Annotated in this window: 4 protein-coding genes; all 4 read left to right on the top strand. The window is 67.9% G+C overall.

Going from position 1 to position 18,603, the window contains the following annotated elements; translation table 11 throughout:
* Window positions 1-320: 320 nt before the first annotated feature.
* From L1892_RS17585 to L1892_RS17570, 4 genes are read left to right on the top strand one after another with little or no spacing between them, the layout of a single operon-like run.
* Complete coding sequence (locus L1892_RS17585; RefSeq protein WP_235724939.1) at window positions 321-1,670, top strand: condensation domain-containing protein; 1,350 nt, start codon at window positions 321-323, stop codon at window positions 1,668-1,670.
* Complete coding sequence (locus L1892_RS17580) at window positions 1,631-16,075, top strand: non-ribosomal peptide synthetase (RefSeq protein WP_372475179.1); 14,445 nt, start codon at window positions 1,631-1,633, stop codon at window positions 16,073-16,075. Before L1892_RS17585 ends, L1892_RS17580 begins: the two co-directional genes overlap by 40 nt.
* Window positions 16,072-16,605, top strand: coding sequence for an arsenate reductase/protein-tyrosine-phosphatase family protein (locus tag L1892_RS17575; RefSeq protein ID WP_235724937.1), 534 nt, complete (start codon window positions 16,072-16,074; stop codon window positions 16,603-16,605). Before L1892_RS17580 ends, L1892_RS17575 begins: the two co-directional genes overlap by 4 nt.
* On the top strand, window positions 16,602-18,371 hold the full coding sequence (locus L1892_RS17570; protein ID WP_235724936.1) for a DUF4012 domain-containing protein: 1,770 nt from the start codon (window positions 16,602-16,604) through the stop codon (window positions 18,369-18,371). The genes L1892_RS17575 and L1892_RS17570 overlap by 4 nt, the downstream gene beginning before the upstream one ends.
* The last annotated feature ends 232 nt before the right edge of the window (window positions 18,372-18,603 follow it).

Here is an 18,603-nt window from a genome sequence, read left to right as displayed (position 1 = left end):
GTCGACGCTGGTTCTGGGGGACGTTGTGGCCTTGGCAGCAGGCTGCTTGCCGATATCCGGGCTAGATTGCTTTCAGTAGCAGAGCGCTTCGTGGGGCTGCTGCGCTCGCCGCCGGCGTTTTTGTCGCTTCGTTCTGGGCGAGCAGCTGTCTTGTGTCAATCGGCAGTTGTGGGTATGGACTTCCCATCCTCGGGTAACAGTGTCCTATGAATGGGGACTTGGGTCGGCAGATTTTCGCTCTTAGTAAGGCGCAGAGGTCACTCTGGTCGATCCAGTTGGCACTGCCAGACGTGCCCTTGACCGTAGCCCAATATGCGGAGGTGGAGGGCCCCATTGATGTGGACGCATTCGGCTATCACACGAGTGTGTCTGTGCGCGAGGGGATGTACCTCCAACTCTGGTTCGAGGATACAGATGAAGGCCCAGTCGGCATCTATGATCCGGCGTTTCACTACTGGCCCGACGTGATCGACCTTCGAAACGAGGACGATCGGCGGTGCACTGCAGAAGACATGATGCGGGAGGACTACTCGCGTCCTGTTGATCCTCTCGTCGACCGCACAGCACGCGGATGCCTGTTTGTGCTGTCCGACAGCAAGTTCTTGATATACAACCGTGCGCATCACATGCTGACCGACGGTGTGGGCGGTAAGGACCGAATGGTTGAAGCGCTGGCTACGTACACGGCGGGGGTGAGAGGAGAACCTCCGTCGCCGCCAAACTCTGTAGATCCGCGCGTCGATCGCACCGCCCGAGGCTTCCTGTTCCTCATGTCTGACGGCAAATTCCTCGTCTACATCCGGGCTCACCACCTGCTGACCGATGGCATGGGCGGCAAAGACCGTATGGTCAAGGCGCTGGCTGCCTATACGGCTGGCGTGAGAGTTGAGCCGCCCCCACCACCAAATCCCGTTGACCTCGACCTGCCGGCACGTGAGGACGCGGAGTATCGCGCCTCGCGGCGATTCGAGATCGATCTCGCACACTGGCGAGAGGCGATGGCAGGCGTCGGTATCGCGAAGACGCTCGCACACCGCGAGGGCCCACCGGAGGCCATCGGTCGGCAGGAATCGGCCGCTATCCCCGATGCTGCGATTGCCGCAGCGTGCGCTGCAGCCGAGCACAACTCGACGATCCTGCCGACCGTCATAGCGGCTGCGTTCGGAGCGTACCTGAGTCGTGTCACCGACGGCGACGAAGTGATCTTCCAGTTTACGGTGGCAGCGCCTACAACGAAAGATCCACGGTCGAAACCACTCCCGGTCGCCAACACCGTGTCACTACGTACGCGCGTCCCGTCGCATTCGACAGTGGCGATGTCACTCAAGACAACACAATCGGCGCTGATGCGTACTCTCCGGCATGAGCGGTTTCGCGGTGAAGACATCTGCGCCGATGTCGTTGCGCCCAAGACCAGCGGGCGCACACCACGGACATCTGCGCAGGAACGCGCCGGTCGGATCCTCAACCTGATGCCGTTCGAGCGTACATTTCCCTGCGGCGAAGCAACTGCCACGTTCCAGACGGTCGGAGTTGCCGAATGCCTAGGGTGGCCCCGTTCTGGGCGACTCACTAGTAGCAACGAGGAGGCTCCGGGCTACCTGCGAATAGTTGCCATTAACAGCAGGCGATGCCGGAGTCCTTTTGCCAGTCGGAGCAAGTCCCGATGACGCCGCGACATTTCGGCATTAGCTCTGCCCAGCAACATATTTGGTCGATTCAGCGGGTCAATCCTCAGGTACCCATCAACACGGCCCAAGTTGCAGAAATCATCGGCCCGCTTAAGGTCGACGAGTTCGTTCGCGACACCAGCCGCGTGGTGGAGGAAGCCATGTTCACACAGCTACGGTTCGAAGACTCGGCCGAGGGGCCAGTCGGCGTCTACGACCCCGCACTGCATCATTGGGTGGAGGTGATGGATCTCCGTCACTGTGACGATCCACGCGCAACGGCGGACGCAATTATGCGCGAAGACTACTCCCGACCGCTCGATCCACGGTCGGACAGAACAGCACGAGGCGTGTTGTTCCGGCTGGCGGACGAGCATTTCCTCCTCTACAACCGCGGCCATCATCTGCTTTCCGACGGTATGGGCGGCAAGGACAAGATGGTGGAGGCCCTCGCGGCGTACTCGGCCGCGGTGCGCGGTGAGCCGCCGCCACCGTCATCCCCGGTAGACCTGGGTTTGCCGGCGCGCGCCGACGCAGAGTACCGGGCGTCGACACGCTTCGACACCGATCGCCGGGCCTGGCAACAGACCATGGCCGGCGTGGGCATCGCCAAGACACTTGCCCACTGCGGCGGTCTGCCCGAATCCATCGGATTGGCAACGTCTGCGGTGATTCCCGAGGGCACTATGGATCGGCTGCGGACTGCTGCGGCTCAGTCCACGACTATCGTGCCGACGATCATTGCCGCTGCCCTGAGCTCGTACATTGCGCGTAGCGCCAACGGCGACGAAGTGATCATTCGCTTTCCGGTGGCCGCACGCACGACCAAGGAACTGCGCACCACGCCGTTGCCCGTCGCGAATACTGTTCCGCTTCGGACGCATGTCGATCCGCAGTCCTCGGTGGCGTCCGCGCTGCGCTCCACGCAATCCGCGCTGATGAACGCCCTGCGACACCAGCGCTATCGGGGCGAAGACATCTGGGCGGACGTGGCTGCCGACGAGGTATCGGGGCGCACACCACGTACGGCCGGGCAAGAGAAGTCCGGGCCGATGCTCAATCTGATGCTGTTCGACCGCGAAGTTCCGTGCGGAGACGCAACCGCCACCTTCCACATTCTGACCGTCGGACCACCCGAAGATCTGACCATCAACATCTATCCGATGCCGAAGAAGTCGGGGTCGGACTCGCTGATGGTGGCGTTCGAAGCGAACCCGAATCGGTACAGCCAGGCTGAGGTGGAGGTTCATCATCGGCGGTTTCTGGGGATGCTTGACACGTTTTCGCGGGCGTTGCTGGAAGAGCCGGATCGGTTGGTGGGGGAGTTGCCGCTGGATGTGGAGGAGGAGGTCGGTTGGGGCGGTGGTCTCGATACGTCCTCGCCTAGCGGCTCGGACTACACGACCACCAGGACGGGCTGCTCGAGCGGCAGTGGGGGTGAGCGTGGTCTCGATACGTCCTCGCCTAGCGGCTCGGACTACTCGACCACCGACGGGAGCGCCTCGGATTACTCGACCACCGAGAGGGACTTCGAGAGCGTCGCGGTGCCGGTGGTTGTTCGGGACGAGCGGGGGGTGCGTCTGCCGTCGGGGTTGATGGGGTACATCCACGCCGACGGTGAGGCGACCGGGGACCTCGGGCATATCGACGTCGAGACGGGGCAACTCTTCGTCGACCATCGGGGCGACGACCTGGTGACGGTGGGCGGTGCACGAGTCGATCTCGGCGACCTCGAACGCGCCGCCCGCGACATCTCCGGTGTGACCGCAGCGGTGGCGGTTACCACCGACGCCGGCCTGGGCGTGGGGATCATGGTCGAAGCGGGCGTGGACCGCAACCATGTGCGTGCGGCCGCTCGGCGACGGGTCAACTCGGTGGTGCCGCAGGTCATCTGGCCGAAGTTCGTCGACATCATCGACACCATCCCTAGCAACGGACGCGGGGAGGCCGACCGTGCGGCGGTGGCTGCGGCGCTGGTGAATCTGCCGCGCATCCAAGCCCGCTACAGCGCTCCGCAGAACGCTACCGAGCAGGCGGTGGCCGAAGCGGTGTCGACGGTCGCCGACGTCGAACAGCCATCGATGGATGACGAACTGGTGCAGCTCGGCATCACCTCGATGGGGTTCATGCACCTCGCAGCGCAACTCGGCAGCGCGCTGCAGGTGCGGGTCGAGGTGCGGGACCTCGCCGATGTCACCACCCTGCGGGAACTGGCGAAAGTCCTTGAGAAGGCGTCCCCGCTCCTCTCGACAAGGTCGATGAGCGATGAATCGGGTGGGGCCGTGCAGTATCGGCCGACGCGGGCGCAGCGGGAGATCTGGCTGCTCAATCGCAGCGATCCCACTGCAATCGTTTATCACCTGCCGATCTACTTGACCTTGTCCGATACCGTCACCGACGTCGCTGTGCAGGCCGCCTTGCGCGATGTCGCCGCTCGGCATGAGGCACTACGGACCATCTATCTCGACAACGGCGGCGAGCCGATCGCCGTGGTGCGATCGGCTGACGACGCAGTGACGCGCACCCCGGTCACCCTTGCCATATTGGATACGGCCGGGTTCGAACGCGCCGTCGCCGCACCGTTCGACCTCACCGTTGACCCGCCGTGGCGGGCGGTGCTCGACACCTCCGGTGACAGTGTCGAACTCGTTCTGGTGGCGCACCACATCGCGATCGACGAGTGGTCGTTGCCGATCGTGCTCGCCGACTTCGCCACCGCGGTGCAGGCACGCATAACCGGCCACGAACCCGTCTGGACAACCGAGGCGGTGGGTTTCAGCGCCACTCTTGCGGGACGCGACGCGTCGTCGTCGGGGCTGTATTGGACACGCACGATGCGTCGCGCACCCGAACGACTCGCACTGCCCGCTCCGGCGGTCACTACTCCCGCCGGGCTGACACGCGGGTCGGCGGTGTACCTGAACCGCACCATCGGCGCCGACCTCCGCCAGCACGCTGCGCGCGCAGCACAATCCGCCGGCACCACCCTCAACACACTGCTCAGCCTGGCCGCGGCCACCACCGTCGGCGCCTACACCGACACCGACGACATCGTGCTGTCCATGCCGGTCGCCGGTCGCGATTCGAGCGACGAACTACAGACCGTCGGCATGTTCGTGCAGACCGTGCCGTTGCGTCTCAAAGGAACCCGCGAACTGGGGATCGGCGATGCGCTGGGCCGGGTGGCGAAAGCCATCGGTGACGCGCAACGGCACGCCGCTTCGGCGCCGTCCGGGCTGGCCGACGTCATCTTTGCCTATCACGCCGGGCAACCCGACCCCGCAGTTTCCGGGGTCATCGTCCGTGGTGAGCCGTTGCCGACGCATCAGGCGCGGACCGCGCTGGAGTTCAGCGTCGTCGACGACGACACCGAACTCGCAGTCACGCTGACCGTCGCCGAGCAGCATGTGGATGTGGTTGCCGCTGAGCACATTCTTGATCGGTTCGTGGAGGTCGTCGCGGGGCTGGTTGCCCCCGGGATGGATGCGATGGTCGGTGGGTGTGCGCCGGTACCTGCAATGCCGGAACGCTCTGAGCGGCGTGCGCCGTCGATGGATCCGCTCGAGGCGTTGTTGCGGCATGCGGAGCTTCGACCGCATGCGCCGGCTCTGGTGGCCGGTGACGATCGGCTGACGTATGGGCAGCTGGTGGCGCGGGCTGGTGACCTGGCTGGGCGGTTGCAGGGGATGGGGGTGCGACCGGGCGATCGGGTGGCGTTGCTGCTGCCCGGTGGCAGCGATGCGGTGGTGGCGATCGTAGCGGCGTTGATGGCCGATGCAGTGTATGTGCCGATCGATCCGGAGTATCCGCAGGCGCGCATCGACCTGGTGTTGGAGGCGACGCGGCCGGCGGTGGTGGTGCTGCCGGGTCTCGAGTTGTCGGTGGGTGCGGGTCATGGTGTGGCCGAGCCGATTCCGCGTGGGGCGTACATCATCCACACGTCCGGGTCGACGGGTGTGCCCAAGGGTGTGGTGGTGACCCGGGCGAACGTCGCGGCGATGCTGGGGGCGGCACTCGACATCGTTGAGGCCGCGCCGGAGGACGTGTGGAGTTGGGTGCACTCCTACGCGTTCGACTTCTCGGTGTGGGAGATCTTGGGGGCGTTGGCGTCCGGCGGGTGTGTCGTTGCGGTGGATCGGGATGTGGTGCACGATCCGCGTCGGTTGGCGGCGACGCTGGATGTGCAGGGAGTGACGGTGTTGTCGCAGACGCCGACGGCGTTTGCGACGTTGACTGATCCCGGAGTGGTTGGGTCTGGGGGACTCGGGTCGGTTCGGGTGGTGGTGTTTGGTGGGGAGGCGTTGGAGCCGGGGTCGTTGAGGGCGATTGTGGGGCGGGGTCTCGATACGTCCTCGCCTAGGGGCTCGGACTACTCGACCAGCGAGAAGGGCGCCTCGGACTACTCGACCAGCGAGAAGGGCGCCTCGGACTACTCGACCGGCGAGAAGGGTGCCTCGGACTACTCGACCGGCGAGAAGGGTGCCTCGGACTACTCGACCAGCGAGAAGGGCGCCTCGGACTACTCGACCGGCGAGAAGGATGCCTCGGACTACTCGACCGGCGAGAAGGGTGCCTCGGACTACTCGACCGGCGAGAAGGGTGCCTCGGACTACTCGACCGGCGAGAAGGATGCCTCGGACTACTCGACCAGCGGTTCAGGCATCCGGCTGGTGAATATGTATGGGATCACCGAGACGACGGTGCATCTCACGGCGTGCGACGTTGACGTGGACGATGAACGCAGCATCATCGGGGCTCCCCTCGACGGGGTCGGGTGGGCGATTCTGGATTCACGGCTGAGGCCGGTGCCGTTCGGGGCGGTGGGGGAGCTGTATGTGGCGGGCGACCAAGTGTCGCTCGGATATCTGAACGCACCGGAACTGACGGCGGCACGGTTCGTGGCCGACCCGGCCGGGGGCGGCGGGCGGATGTACCGCACCGGGGACCGGGTGCGGGAAGTGACGCCCGGACAACTCGCCTACCTGGGCCGCGCGGACGACCAGGTGCAGATCCGTGGGCACCGCATCGAACTCGGTGAGATCACCAGCGTGCTGCGGGCGGTCCCGGGTGTGGGGAATGTACGGGTCGTAGTGGCGCACGGGCAGGCCGCTGGAGATGAGCGGCTCCTTGCGTTCGTCACCGCCGATGGCTTCGCCGACCGTGATGACGTGGCCGCGCTGAGCGAAAGCGCACTGCTCGCCGCGTGCTCGGCACGACTGCCGGCGTATGCGGTGCCGGCACGGGCGATGGTGGTCGACGGATTCCCAATGACCAGCACCGGGAAGCTGGACCGGGCCAGACTGCTGGCGCAGCTCGATGATTCGGCCACACCGTCGCGGCCGTTGACGCCAGCGGAAGAGGCCATCGCGGTGGCGATGCGGGGCGTCATCGGCGACACCGTCGACATCGCCTCGGACACCAACTTCTTCGCGGCGGGCGGAACGTCGCTGTCGGCGGCGCGGTTCGCCGCTGCGCTGGCCGCCGACGGACATCCGGTGGGTGTCGCCGATATCTTCGACCATCCCACTGTCGAGGCGCTTGCCCGACGGATGGCGGGTGCTGCGTCGGTGGAGGTGTTGCCGTCGCTGGCGGAACGTCGTGCCGAGCCGGAGCGGTTGCCGCTGACGCCCGAGCAGATGGACGTGTGGTTGCGGTGGCGCACCGAACCCGACTTCACCGGCTACCTCATGCATGCTGCGCTCCCGGTGCTGGCGTCGGCGTCGGTGGACGTGGTGCAGCGGGCGGTGGCTGTGATCGTTGCCCGGCATGATGCGTTGCGCACCAGCTTCCCGGTGATCGACGGCGACCCGTATCAGCGGTGGTGGACCGACGATGAGGTTGCCGGGTTTGTGGCGGCGCAACTCGATGCCGACGTCGATGTGTCGGCGGGGGTGGATGCGGCGCTAGCCGGGTTGGTGACGCCGATCGATCTGGCGGAGTCGTTGCCGTGGCGACTGCGGGTCGTCGAACACGACGGGCAGACATGGCTGCTCGTCGTCGGCCATCACATTGCGGTGGATGGGGAGTCGTTCCCCATTCTCGCCGACGAGCTGGCGGCGGAGGTGACCGATCGGGCTGTCGAGGGGGCTGATCGGGTCGACTACCGGCAGTACTCGCTGTGGCGCGCGCAGATGGTGGCGGCGCGGCACGACGAGCTGGTGGCGCACTGGACGCAGGCGTTTGCGGAGCCGGTGAGTGCGTTGCGGTTGCCGGAGGTGAATCTGCGGGCGGCGTCGGATCGGTCAGCGCAGGTGGTGCGGGCCGAGGGTGCGCTGGGGGAGTCGGTGACGGCGGCGCTGGATGCGCTGGCGGTGTCGCGGCGGACCACGGCGTTCGTGGTGGCGCATACCGCGTTGGCGGCAGTGCTTGCGCGGCAGGCGGATACGTCGACGGTGACGATCGGGACCGCGGTGTCGGGGCGGTTGGATGCGCGGCTGGCGAAGGTGCCCGGGTTGTTTGCGCGGGCGGTGCCGTTGCATACGGCGGTTGATCTGGAGGTGCCGTTCGGGGAGTTGCTGGCTTCGGTGACCGAGGTGGATCTCGGGGCGTTTGCGCATGCGGATCTGCCGCTGACAGAGATTGCGGAGATCGCTGATCCGGGTCGGGCTGGGGCGGGTACGGCGTTGTTTGAGGTGTCGTTTGGGGTGGTGCCGGAGGAGGTGGCCGAGCTCTGGTCGAGTAGCGGCGACGAAGGAGGCGCGTATCGAGGCCAGGGTGCGGGGGACTGGTCTCGATCCGCTTCCTCGCCTAGCGGCTCGGAGGCTACTCGACCAGCAGCGGGTGGTGGGGGTGCTGGTTTCGATACGTCCTCGGCTAGCGCCTCGGACTACTCAACCAGCGGTTTTGGCTCGCGCCTTGCGGTATCGGGTGCTCGTGGGGACGTGCCGCTTTTTGGGATTGATGTGTCGATGTACCGGGTTGACGGGCGGGTGCATCTGAGCATGACGTGCACCGACCGAGTGGCGTCGGCTGAGCGGTTGGAAGCGCTGTGCGGGGCCGTGGTCGACGTGCTGTCGGGAGCGGTTGCTGATGTCGATCGGCCCACTGCGGCGTTGCTCGCGGGAGAGACGGCGGTGGCGACGGTGCCGCCGCCGGCGGAGACGTTGGCGGAACTTCTCAGTGGTGGGCTCGCGGAGCGGCCGGATGCGGTGGCGGTGGTCGATGGCGGCGTCACGATGAGCAACGAGGAACTTGATCGGCGGTCCGCGGCGGTCGCGCGGGAACTGATCGCGGCCGGTGTCGGGCCGGGAGATGTGGTGGTGCAGCTGCTTGCGCGGTCGGTGTGGGGTGTGGTCGCCACCCTCGCGACGGCTCGGACGGGGGCGGCGTTCGTCAACATCGACCCGGCCGACCCGGCGGAACGGCGACGCACGATTCTGGAACGCGCGAAGCCGGCCGCCGTGCTGACATTGGGCGGCTCCGGGGTGGAGGGGATCGCGGTCGATCAGCTCGCACCTGACGACCGGCCCTTCGACCTAGCCGAGCGGGTGCGTCCGCTGCACGTCGACGACGCCGCCTACATCACTTTCACCTCCGGCACGACCGGTGTGCCCAAGGGTGTAGTGGTTACTCATCGTGGCCTGGCCGGCTGGGCCCGCGACACCGTCGACCGGCTGCGGCTGACCGTCGACGACCGCGTGTTGCACACCTACGCAGCCGGATTCGACGCCCACCTGATGGGGCTGGTGCCGCCGCGCATCGTCGGCGCGCCCATCGTGATCTGCCCGCCCGACGTCATTGCCGCCGACGACCTCCGCGACACCGTCGTCTACCACGACGTCACCGTGCTGCTCACCACCCCGTCGGTCCTGCCGACCCTGCACCCGGCCCGACTGCCCGGCGTGCGGCACGTCGCCGTCGGCGGCGAAGCACTCGGCGCCGGCCTGATCCGCGACTGGACCGCCACCACCACACTCAGCAACGAATACGGCCCCACCGAAACCACCGTCGCCGTTACCAGCGCCCGCTACACCGACACCCCCGACACGGTCAGCATCGGCCGCCCCCTCGCCGGCGTCACCGCGCACGTCCTCGATGCCCGGCTGCGGCCGGTGCCCGACTACACCGTCGGCGAACTCTACGTCGCCGGCCACGCCCTGGCCCGCGGCTACCTCCACGAAACCGGGCGCACCGCAGCAGCCTTTGTCGCCGATCCATCGGGTAGAGGCGACCGCATGTACCGAACCGGTGACCTCGTGCACCGCCGCGCCGACGGCACGCTGGTCATCCACGGCCGCACCGACGACCAGGTCAAGATCCGGGGCATCCGCCTCGAACCGTCCGAGATCGACGCTGCGCTGTCACGGCTGCCGGAAGTGGCCGCCGCGGTGACCGCCGTACGTGCCAGCAGCAGCGGCGAGAAGGTGTTGGTGTCGTGGGTGGTTGGCGAACCCGAGCATGACCTGAATTCCGACATGTTGCGCGCCGAGCTGACGCACGTGTTGCCGCGCAGCATCGTTCCCGCCGCCATCCTCCCGGTCGAGACGCTGCCGATCGGACGCAACGGGAAGGTCGACGTCGCCGCGTTGCCGTCCCCAGAATTGGGGGCATCAGCGCCGGCCCGGGTGGCGTTGGCGGAGGGGACCCAGCATCTCGTCGCGGCGGTGTGGGCCGAAGTCCTCGACGTGCCGCTCACCGAGTTCGGCGCCGATACCGACTTCTTCGAGGCAGGCGGCACGTCGCTGTCGGCGACGCGGGTCACCGCCCGCCTGTCCGCGGCCACCGACGTCGACGTGCCGGTGCGGGTGCTGTTCGAAGCGCGCACCGTGCGAGAGGTGGCCGCACTCGTCGACGACCTGCGTGGCACCGGCACCGACCGGCGGCCCGGACAGCTGCCGCTACCCGAACATCTCCCGCTCGCATACCCGCAGCGGCGCATGTGGATTCACCACCACTACGACCCCACGTCGACCGCCTACCACGTGCCCGTGGTGATCCGCATCGACGGCGACATCGACCTCACCCGACTCCGCCACGCCGTGGACGCCGTGGTGGACGCGCACGCGGTGCTGCGCACCACCTACCCGGACGGACCGGCCGGGCCGGTGCAGCGGATCGTCGAACGTCGTGATTCGGTGCTCGGACACGAGACGGTGGACGCCACCGCGATCCGCCCGGCCATCGAGACGTTCCTGTCTACCCCGTTCGACCTCGAACACGAACCCGGCTTCCGGGCCGGCGTCTTCGACACCGGCGACGCCCGCTACTTCGTGGCGGCGTTGCACCACATCGCGATCGACGGCTGGTCGATGCGCATCGTGCTGGCCGACCTGCTGCGCGCATACGAGGGTGAGACGCTGACGGCGGGACTGAGTTACGCCGATTTCACCCAATGGCAGATGCGGCGACTCGGCGGCCCCGACGACCCCGCCAGCCGCTACACCCGCGAACTCGACCACTGGCTGTCGGTGCTCGACGGTGCAGGTGAGCCGGTGCAGCTGCCGGGACGTCGCGTGGACGCCGGTGCGGCCGGGCGGATCTCAGGACGGCTCTCGGTCGACGTCGCTGACGGGTTGCGGGCGACGGCGGACCGGTTGTCGGCGACGGTGTTCCACCTGGCACACGCGGCGCTGGCGGACCTGCTCGGACAGTGGACCGGACAGTGGGACACCGTAATCGGCGTCCCCGTACACGGACGCAGCGCCGCCGACTGGGAATCGGTGGTCGGCATGTTCGTCAACACGGTTGCGTTGCGTACCCGGCTGTCGGCTTGTCAGCCGATCGCGGCTGTGGTCGAGCAGGCCCGCGACGTCGCTCTGGATGCCGCCGAAAACGCCGACGTGCCCTACGACGTCGTCGCCCGCGCGGTACGACCCCACGCGCACACCGGCTTCGACCCGCTGATCTCGGTGCTGCTGGTCAACGAGGATGTGCTGCCGACGGTGTCGGGGGATGTGATCGGCGCAGGCGAGTGGCAGGCGACGGTGCTTCACGAGGCCAACACCACCGTGGATGCGAAGTTCGACATCGAAGTGGTGCTGGCTGAGGACTCCGATGGGCTCACGGTGACGGTGGTGCACTCCGGGTTCGTGCCGGGGGAGGTGGCGCAGGCGTTTCTCGAAGACTTCCTGACGGTGTTCGGGGCGGCGGCGGGTGACGTGTCTGGGGCGTTCCCGGTGATGTCCGGGGGTGTCCTCGGTGGGGCCGCGCCGGCTGCTGCGGTGGTCGAGGGTGCGGTGGCGTCGGCGGATGCCGATTTGGTGCGGCAGGTTGCGGCGGTGATGGCCGAGGTGCTCGAGGTGCCGGTCGACGAGATCGGTTCGGGGGATGACTTCTTCGCTCTGGGTGGGACGTCGCTGTCGGCGACGCGGGTGACGTCGACGCTCGGGCGTGAACTCGGCATGCGGGTGCCGACGCGGCTGCTGTTCGAGAATCCGTCGGCGGGGGAGTTGGCGGGGGTGGTGGCGTCGCTCGAGGGTGGGGCTGAGGCCCTTCGTGACGCCCGCTCGTTCCTCGCGGGCTCCTCAGGGAGCGGTGGCGGCGAGAGTGCCTCGGTTAGCGGGGGTGCCGTGGAGCTGGCGCCGACACAACGGCGGATGTGGGTGAATGCGCAGCTACTTGGGGATCTGCCGATCTACGGGGTGCCGGCGATTGTGCCCGTGCCCGACGGTGTCACGGGTGATGCGGCCGCGGCGGCGATCGAGACCGTGGTGGCACGTCATCCTGCGTTGCGGATGCAGTTCCACACCACATCCGATGGGCCGCGTCAGCAGGCCGTCGACGGGTGGCGGCCCGAGATCCGGCACATTGACTCTGCGGAACTCGCCGCGCGCGTCGGGGAGTTCGCCGCGCCGTTTGATCTCGAGGCTGCACCACCGGTGCGGGCGTGGGTGATCGAGTCCGAGGCGGTTCCGGTGGCGGTGGTGCTGGTGGCGCACCACATCGTGCTCGACGGGGAGTCGGCCGACATCGTCGCCGCCGAACTCACCGACCTACTGGCCGACGTTCCGCTGAACGCTGCTGCGACCGGATTCGATGTTGTTGCGGGGCGGCTGGCAGCCGAGGACCGTGCGACGCGTGACGAGCAGCTCGCGTTCTGGGCGCGGACCCTGGAGGGCTACAGCGGGCAGCTCGACCTCGTCGCCGAGCGGCCTGCGGTGCGTGACCTGCGGACGGGGTCGGTGGACGTCGAGTTGGGCGACGAGGTGTCGGCGGCGGTGGCCGTGGCCGCCGAACGCGGCCAGGCCAGCGAATTCCATGTGCTGCACGCCGGATTGGCGCTCGCGTTGGGTGTGCAGGGCGGCGTCGACGACGTCGCGGTGGCCACCCCGGTGTCGATGCGTCGCGACGCCGACACCGCCGGCACCGTCGGCATGCTGATCTCGACGGTCGTACTGCGCACGCAGATGGCGGCCGGGCAGACCGTCGGGGAGCTGATCGGGCAGGTACGTGATGCCGACCTCGCCGCCATCGACCACGGGCTCGTCGCCTTCGACGACGTGGTGGCCCTGGTGGACCCGCCGCGCGAGGCCGGTCGGCATCCGTTGGTGCAGGTGGCGTTCTCCGTCGGGGGAGTTGGCGGTGCGCTGGGTGACGTCGGCGAGCTGCTGGAGCAACGCAGCGAATTCGATCTGCATGTGGTTGCCTTTGCCGAGCAGGGGCGGTGGTGGCTGCGGGCGGAGTATGCGCGGGATCTGTTTGACGATGCGGCGATTGCGGTGGTTGCGGAGCGGGTTGGGGCTGGGGTTGCGGCAGTTGTGGGGGATGCGGCGACGCCGGTGGCTGCGGTGGAGTTGTTGAGTGAGGCGGAGTGGGGGGACTGGTCTCGATACGCTTCCTCGCCTAGCGGCTCGGAGGCTACTCGACCAGCGGTTGGGGGCGGCACGGACGCTACTCGACCAGCGGTTGGGGGTGCGTCTTCTGGTGGTCGAGTAGACCGAGGCGCTAGCCGAGGTCGTATCGAGACCACCGCCGGCTCTGAGGGGCGCTGGTCTCGATACGCTTCCTCGCCTAGCGGCTCGGAGGCTACTCGACCAGCAGTTGGGAGCGGCTCGGAGGCTACTCGACCAGCAGTTGGGGCCAGCTCGGAGGCTACTCGACCAGCGGTTGGGGCGCGCCCCGAAGCGGCTTTCCCACGCGCTTCCGGGCTGGATCGGCAGGTGGGGAAGGGGAGTCCGCCGCTGTTGGGGGAGCTGCTCACCCGTGCGGTCGCGCGGTATCCGGACAACATCGCCGTGGACGACGGGCGCAGGCGGCTTACCTACCGCGAGTTCGACGACTGGGTGTCGGTCACCGCGCGGGCGCTACGGGAGCGTGGGCTGGGGCGCGGGGACGTGATCGCGGTCGAGATTCCCCGCTCCATCGAATCGGTGGTGGCGCTGTGGGCGGTCACCCGCATCGGCGCGACGTGCGTGCCCGTCGACGTCACGTATCCGGCGGCGCGGCTCGACCGGGTCGTCGCGGTGACCGGCGCGCGGGTCATCGGACCGGATGCGGTGCCGGCGCGGCCGACGGAACTCGTTGCACCCGAACCACTCACACCGATGCGGCCGGACGAACTCGCCTACATCATCACCACGTCGGGCACCACGGGAACACCGAACGTCGTCGGTGTGCCGCACCGCGGGGTGCATCGGGTCGCCTCGCTCGGCGACGTCGTCACCACCGACCGCGTCGGCATGGCCATCAGCCCCGGCTTCGACGCCACCTTCCACGACATGCTGCTGCCCTTCGCCGCCGGCGCCACCCTCGTCGTCGTACCCGCCGACGTCTCCGGCGGCCGTGACCTCACCGACTTCCTTCGCGCACAACGGGTCAGCGTGTTCACCGCCACCCCGTCGGTGATGCGCACGCTCACCCCTGCCGTGCTGACCGACCTGCGCGCGGTCTACATCGGCGGCGAAGCGCTCACCGCCGACCTCGCCGACACCTGGTCACACACCGCGCAGGTCATCAACATCTACGGGCCCACCGAGACCACCGTCACCGTCTCCACCTCGCACCACACAACCGGGGAACGCGTCCGGATCGGACGGCCCCGTCCGGGAATCGGTGCGGTCCTGCTCGATCGGATGCTTCGGCCCACCCCGCCCGGCGTCGTCGGCGAACTGTACATCGCCGGAACCGGCGTTGCCCGAGGCTATCTCGGCGACGCGGCGCTCACCGCCGCCCGCTTCGTCGCCGGCCCCGACGGGCAACGGCTCTACCGCACCGGCGACCTGATGCGCCTCGATGTGGCCGCCGACCAACTCGTCTACGTCGGCCGCACCGACCGGCAGATCAAGATCCGCGGACAACGCGTCGAACCCGCCGAGATCGACGCCGTGCTGACCGCCGCCGGCGCCGAGCGCGCGGCCACCGTCCTGCGTGACGGACCCGTCGGACCCGCCCTGGTGTCCTACGTCGTCAGCCCCGGGGCGTCGTCGGACCGGCTGTGGGCGGCGTGCCGGCGCACCCTGCCGCGACACATGGTGCCCGCCCGCATCGTCATCGTCGACCAGCTGCCGTTGTCCGGGGCGGGCAAACTCGACGAACGCCGACTGCCCGAGCCGCAATGGTCGCGGTCGCGGCGCGCACCCGGCACGCCGGTCGAACAGGCGGTGATCGCGGCGTTCGACGAGGTGCTCGGCGTCGAGGCCGGCATGGACGACGACTTCTTCGCCCTCGGCGGCAACTCCCTGGCCCTGCTGTCACTGCGGGACGCACTGGCACGCAACGGCATCGAGGTATCAGCGGCGCAGCTGTTCACCCATCCCACACCCGCCGACATCGTCGACCTGCTCGACGCGGGCACCGGCGACGACCGCGTGGTGCGGCTGTCGCAGACCACCGACGGCACCCCGGTGTGGTGCGTGCACACCGCAGCCGGGGTCGTCGAACAGTTCCGGCCGCTGGCCGAGGCGTTGGCGTCGCCGGTGTTCGGGTTGCAACTGCCCGAACTCATCGACGCCAGCCGCGACATGCCGGACACGGTGGCGGCGTTGGCGGCACGGAACGTCGCCACCCTGCGTGAGGTGCAGGAGCACGGACCGTACCGGCTGGTCGGCTGGTCGTTGGGTGGCGTGATCGCCCACGAGATCGCCCGGCAACTCGTCGACGCCGGCGAAGAGGTGACGCAGCTGGTTTTACTCGACCCGCGCACCCCCGCCGAACTGAGTACTGTGCCCGACGACGAACTGCACGCCACCCACCCGCTGCGGGCTGCGGCCGAGGTGCGCGACCCCGAGGCGGTGGCGCGCTTCGATGCCCGCTCGGCGACGATGGCGCAGGCTGCCCGCGACTATGAGCTGACTCCGGTGGCCGTCGGACGCACCTGCTACGTTGCGGCAGCCGACAATCCCGACCCCGACGCGTGGGGGCGGGCCGTCGGACCGGTCGAGGTGGTCCCCGCAGACGCCACCCACGCCGGCCTCGGCGAACCCGACACGCTGCGACGCATAGCGCGACTACTCGAGGAGGAGCCATGAGCACACCCGATAAACCGGCGTCGGTGCTGTTCATCTGCACCGGCAACATCTGCCGGTCACCCATGGGTGAACGCATCCTGGCGCGGCACGCGGAAGAAGCGGGGCTGTCGGTGTCGTCGACGAGCGCCGGCGTCGGGGCGATGAACGACCACGAAATGCACCCGTTCGCCGTCGAGGTACTCGGCGAACACGGCTACGACGGAACCGGATTCGCCTCCCGCTACCTGCGGCCGCCGATGCTGCAGGACGCCGACCTGGTGCTGTGCCTGACCCGCGACCACCGGGCCAAAGCCCAACAGCTGCTGCCGGTGCGGTGGAAGCGCATGTTCACCCTCACCGAGTTCGCCGAACTCGCCGACGGGGAGTCGGGATCGCTCGACGACATCATCGGCTCGCGTGCCCGCATCGACACCAACTCCGCGCACCTCGACATCGCCGACCCCATGGGCAAACCCAAGGACGACTTCGAGCGGGTGTTCGGTGAGATCGCGCCCAAGGTGTCCGCCATCGTCGACTGGATGGCCCGATGATTAGACGCATGCTCGGCAACCGCATCGTGCAGATCTGCCTGGTGCTGGGGGTGCTGCTGGTGGCGGTGCTGCTGTGGCTGGGGTTTTCGGCGCTGAAGGTGCGCGGCGACCTCGATGGTGCGCGTGATGATGCATCGAAAGCTCGGTCGTTGGCGCTCGACGGCGACCAGGATGCGGCCGGGCAGGCCGCCGACGCGGCCGCGGACAAGGCGCAGAGTGCGTCGGACTGGTCGCACGGCATCGTGTGGTCGGCGGCCGCGTCGATCCCGTGGCTCGGTGACCCGTTGGACTCGGTGGCGCAGATGAGCGATGCGGTGCAGTCGTTGGCTACCGATGTGCTGGTGCCGTCGGCGCAGTTGGCGTCGGCGCTCAACCCGGCCGAACTGCGGGACGGCAGCACCCTCGACACCGGGCCCTTGGCCGAAGCGGAACCGCAACTGGCGCAGGTGGCCGCGACATCGTCGGAGATCGCCGCGCAGGTGGAGGCCATCGACCCGAGCTGGCTGGGCGTGGTGTCCGACGCGCACACCCAGCTGCAGGAGCAGGTCGACGAGGCCGCGGCCACCATGACCGGCACTCACGTGGCCAGCCAGCTGGTCCCGACGATGCTCGGCGGCGACGGCCCCCGCAACTACTTCCTGGCGTTCCAGACGCCGTCGGAGGCACGCGGAACCGGTGGACTCGTCGGCGGTTTCGCGATTCTCAACGCCCGCGATGGTCGGGTGACGATTCCGACGTTGGGTGCCAACTCCACCTTCGAGCATCCGGTGCGCCCGCAGATCGACCTCGGGCCCGACTACGACGCCATCTATTCGTCGTACCGGCCGTACACCGACTTCCGAAACAACAACCTCAGCGCTAACTTCCCCGATGCGGCGAAGATCTGGATCGCCAACTGGAAACGGCAGTCCGGCCAACAGCTCGACGGGGCGATGGCGCTCGACCCGATCGCGCTCAGCTACGTGCTGAAGGTGACCGGGCCCGTGACACTGCCGGACGGGGAGACGATCACCGCCGACAACGTCGTACCCATCACCCTGTCCACGTCATATGAACGGTTCCGCGGCGACAGCGCCGAACGCAAGCTGTACCTGCAGTCGATCGCGAAAGCCGTGGTGGATCAGGCGGTGTCGTCGGGCGGGGACACCGGTGCGCTGCTCGAGGCGCTCGGGCATGGTGTCCAGGAACGTCGGATCATGATCTACAGCACTCACCCCGACGAAGAACGCATCCTGCAGTCGACGGAACTGGGGCACCAGATCTCCGACACCACCGCGCCGTATCTGCAGGTGGCCATCGGCAACGCGGGTGGCAACAAGCTCGACTACTACCTGCGGCGCGACATCAGCTACACGGCCGGCGAATGCAGCGGGGATACGCGTGAGTCGAAGGTGGTGGTGAAGCTGACGAACACCCTCGATGATCTGACGCTGTCGGACTACGTGATCGCCCCCAACGGGACGGTGCGCAACCTGCCGAAGGGCACCAACCTGTCCAACGTGGAGATGCTGACCACCAAGGGGTCGGTGGTCAAGGAGATCACCGTGGACGGGTCGTCGCCGATGCGGGTGGAGCAGCCACTCAACGGACGGCCCTATGTGGCTACGGCGGTGCAGATTCCGCCGGGCGAGACGGTGACGATCGAGATGACGCTGGAGGAGCCGACGATGGCGCGCGGTGAGGCCGTGGTGCCGATTCAGCCGTTGGTGGATGACCCGACTGTGCACGTTGATGTTCCGGTATGTGGGGGTTCGTCGTCGGACTGAGGTGAACGTTCCGGTTTCCGGCACGTTCACCTCACTTGGGCCGGGGGTCGCATGCCGACTGAGGTGAACGTCGCGGAAAACAGCACGTTCACCTCACTCGGGTGGGAACCATCATCTATCGCGAGGGCGTGGCGGTGCGGTTGATCGTGTGGTTCCCCGACGACGAGCATGTGGTGGTGGCCCTGTTTTCCGGGACAAGGCGCGCATGGGGGATGTGTTCTACGACAGCGTC

The sequence above is a fragment of the Gordonia tangerina genome (assembly GCF_021556435.1).
GTDB lineage: Bacteria > Actinomycetota > Actinomycetes > Mycobacteriales > Mycobacteriaceae > Gordonia > Gordonia tangerina.
This window is presented reverse-complemented; position numbering and strand designations above follow the sequence as displayed.

What these genes read in the sequence shown, in the direction of transcription:
- L1892_RS17570 (WP_235724936.1), top strand. Translation starts at nt 16,602, where the DNA reads ATGATTAGACGCATGCTCGGCAACCGCATCGTGCAGATCTGCCTGGTG.
- L1892_RS17575 (WP_235724937.1), top strand. Translation starts at nt 16,072, where the DNA reads ATGAGCACACCCGATAAACCGGCGTCGGTGCTGTTCATCTGCACCGGC.
- L1892_RS17580 (WP_372475179.1), top strand. Translation starts at nt 1,631, where the DNA reads ATGCCGGAGTCCTTTTGCCAGTCGGAGCAAGTCCCGATGACGCCGCGA.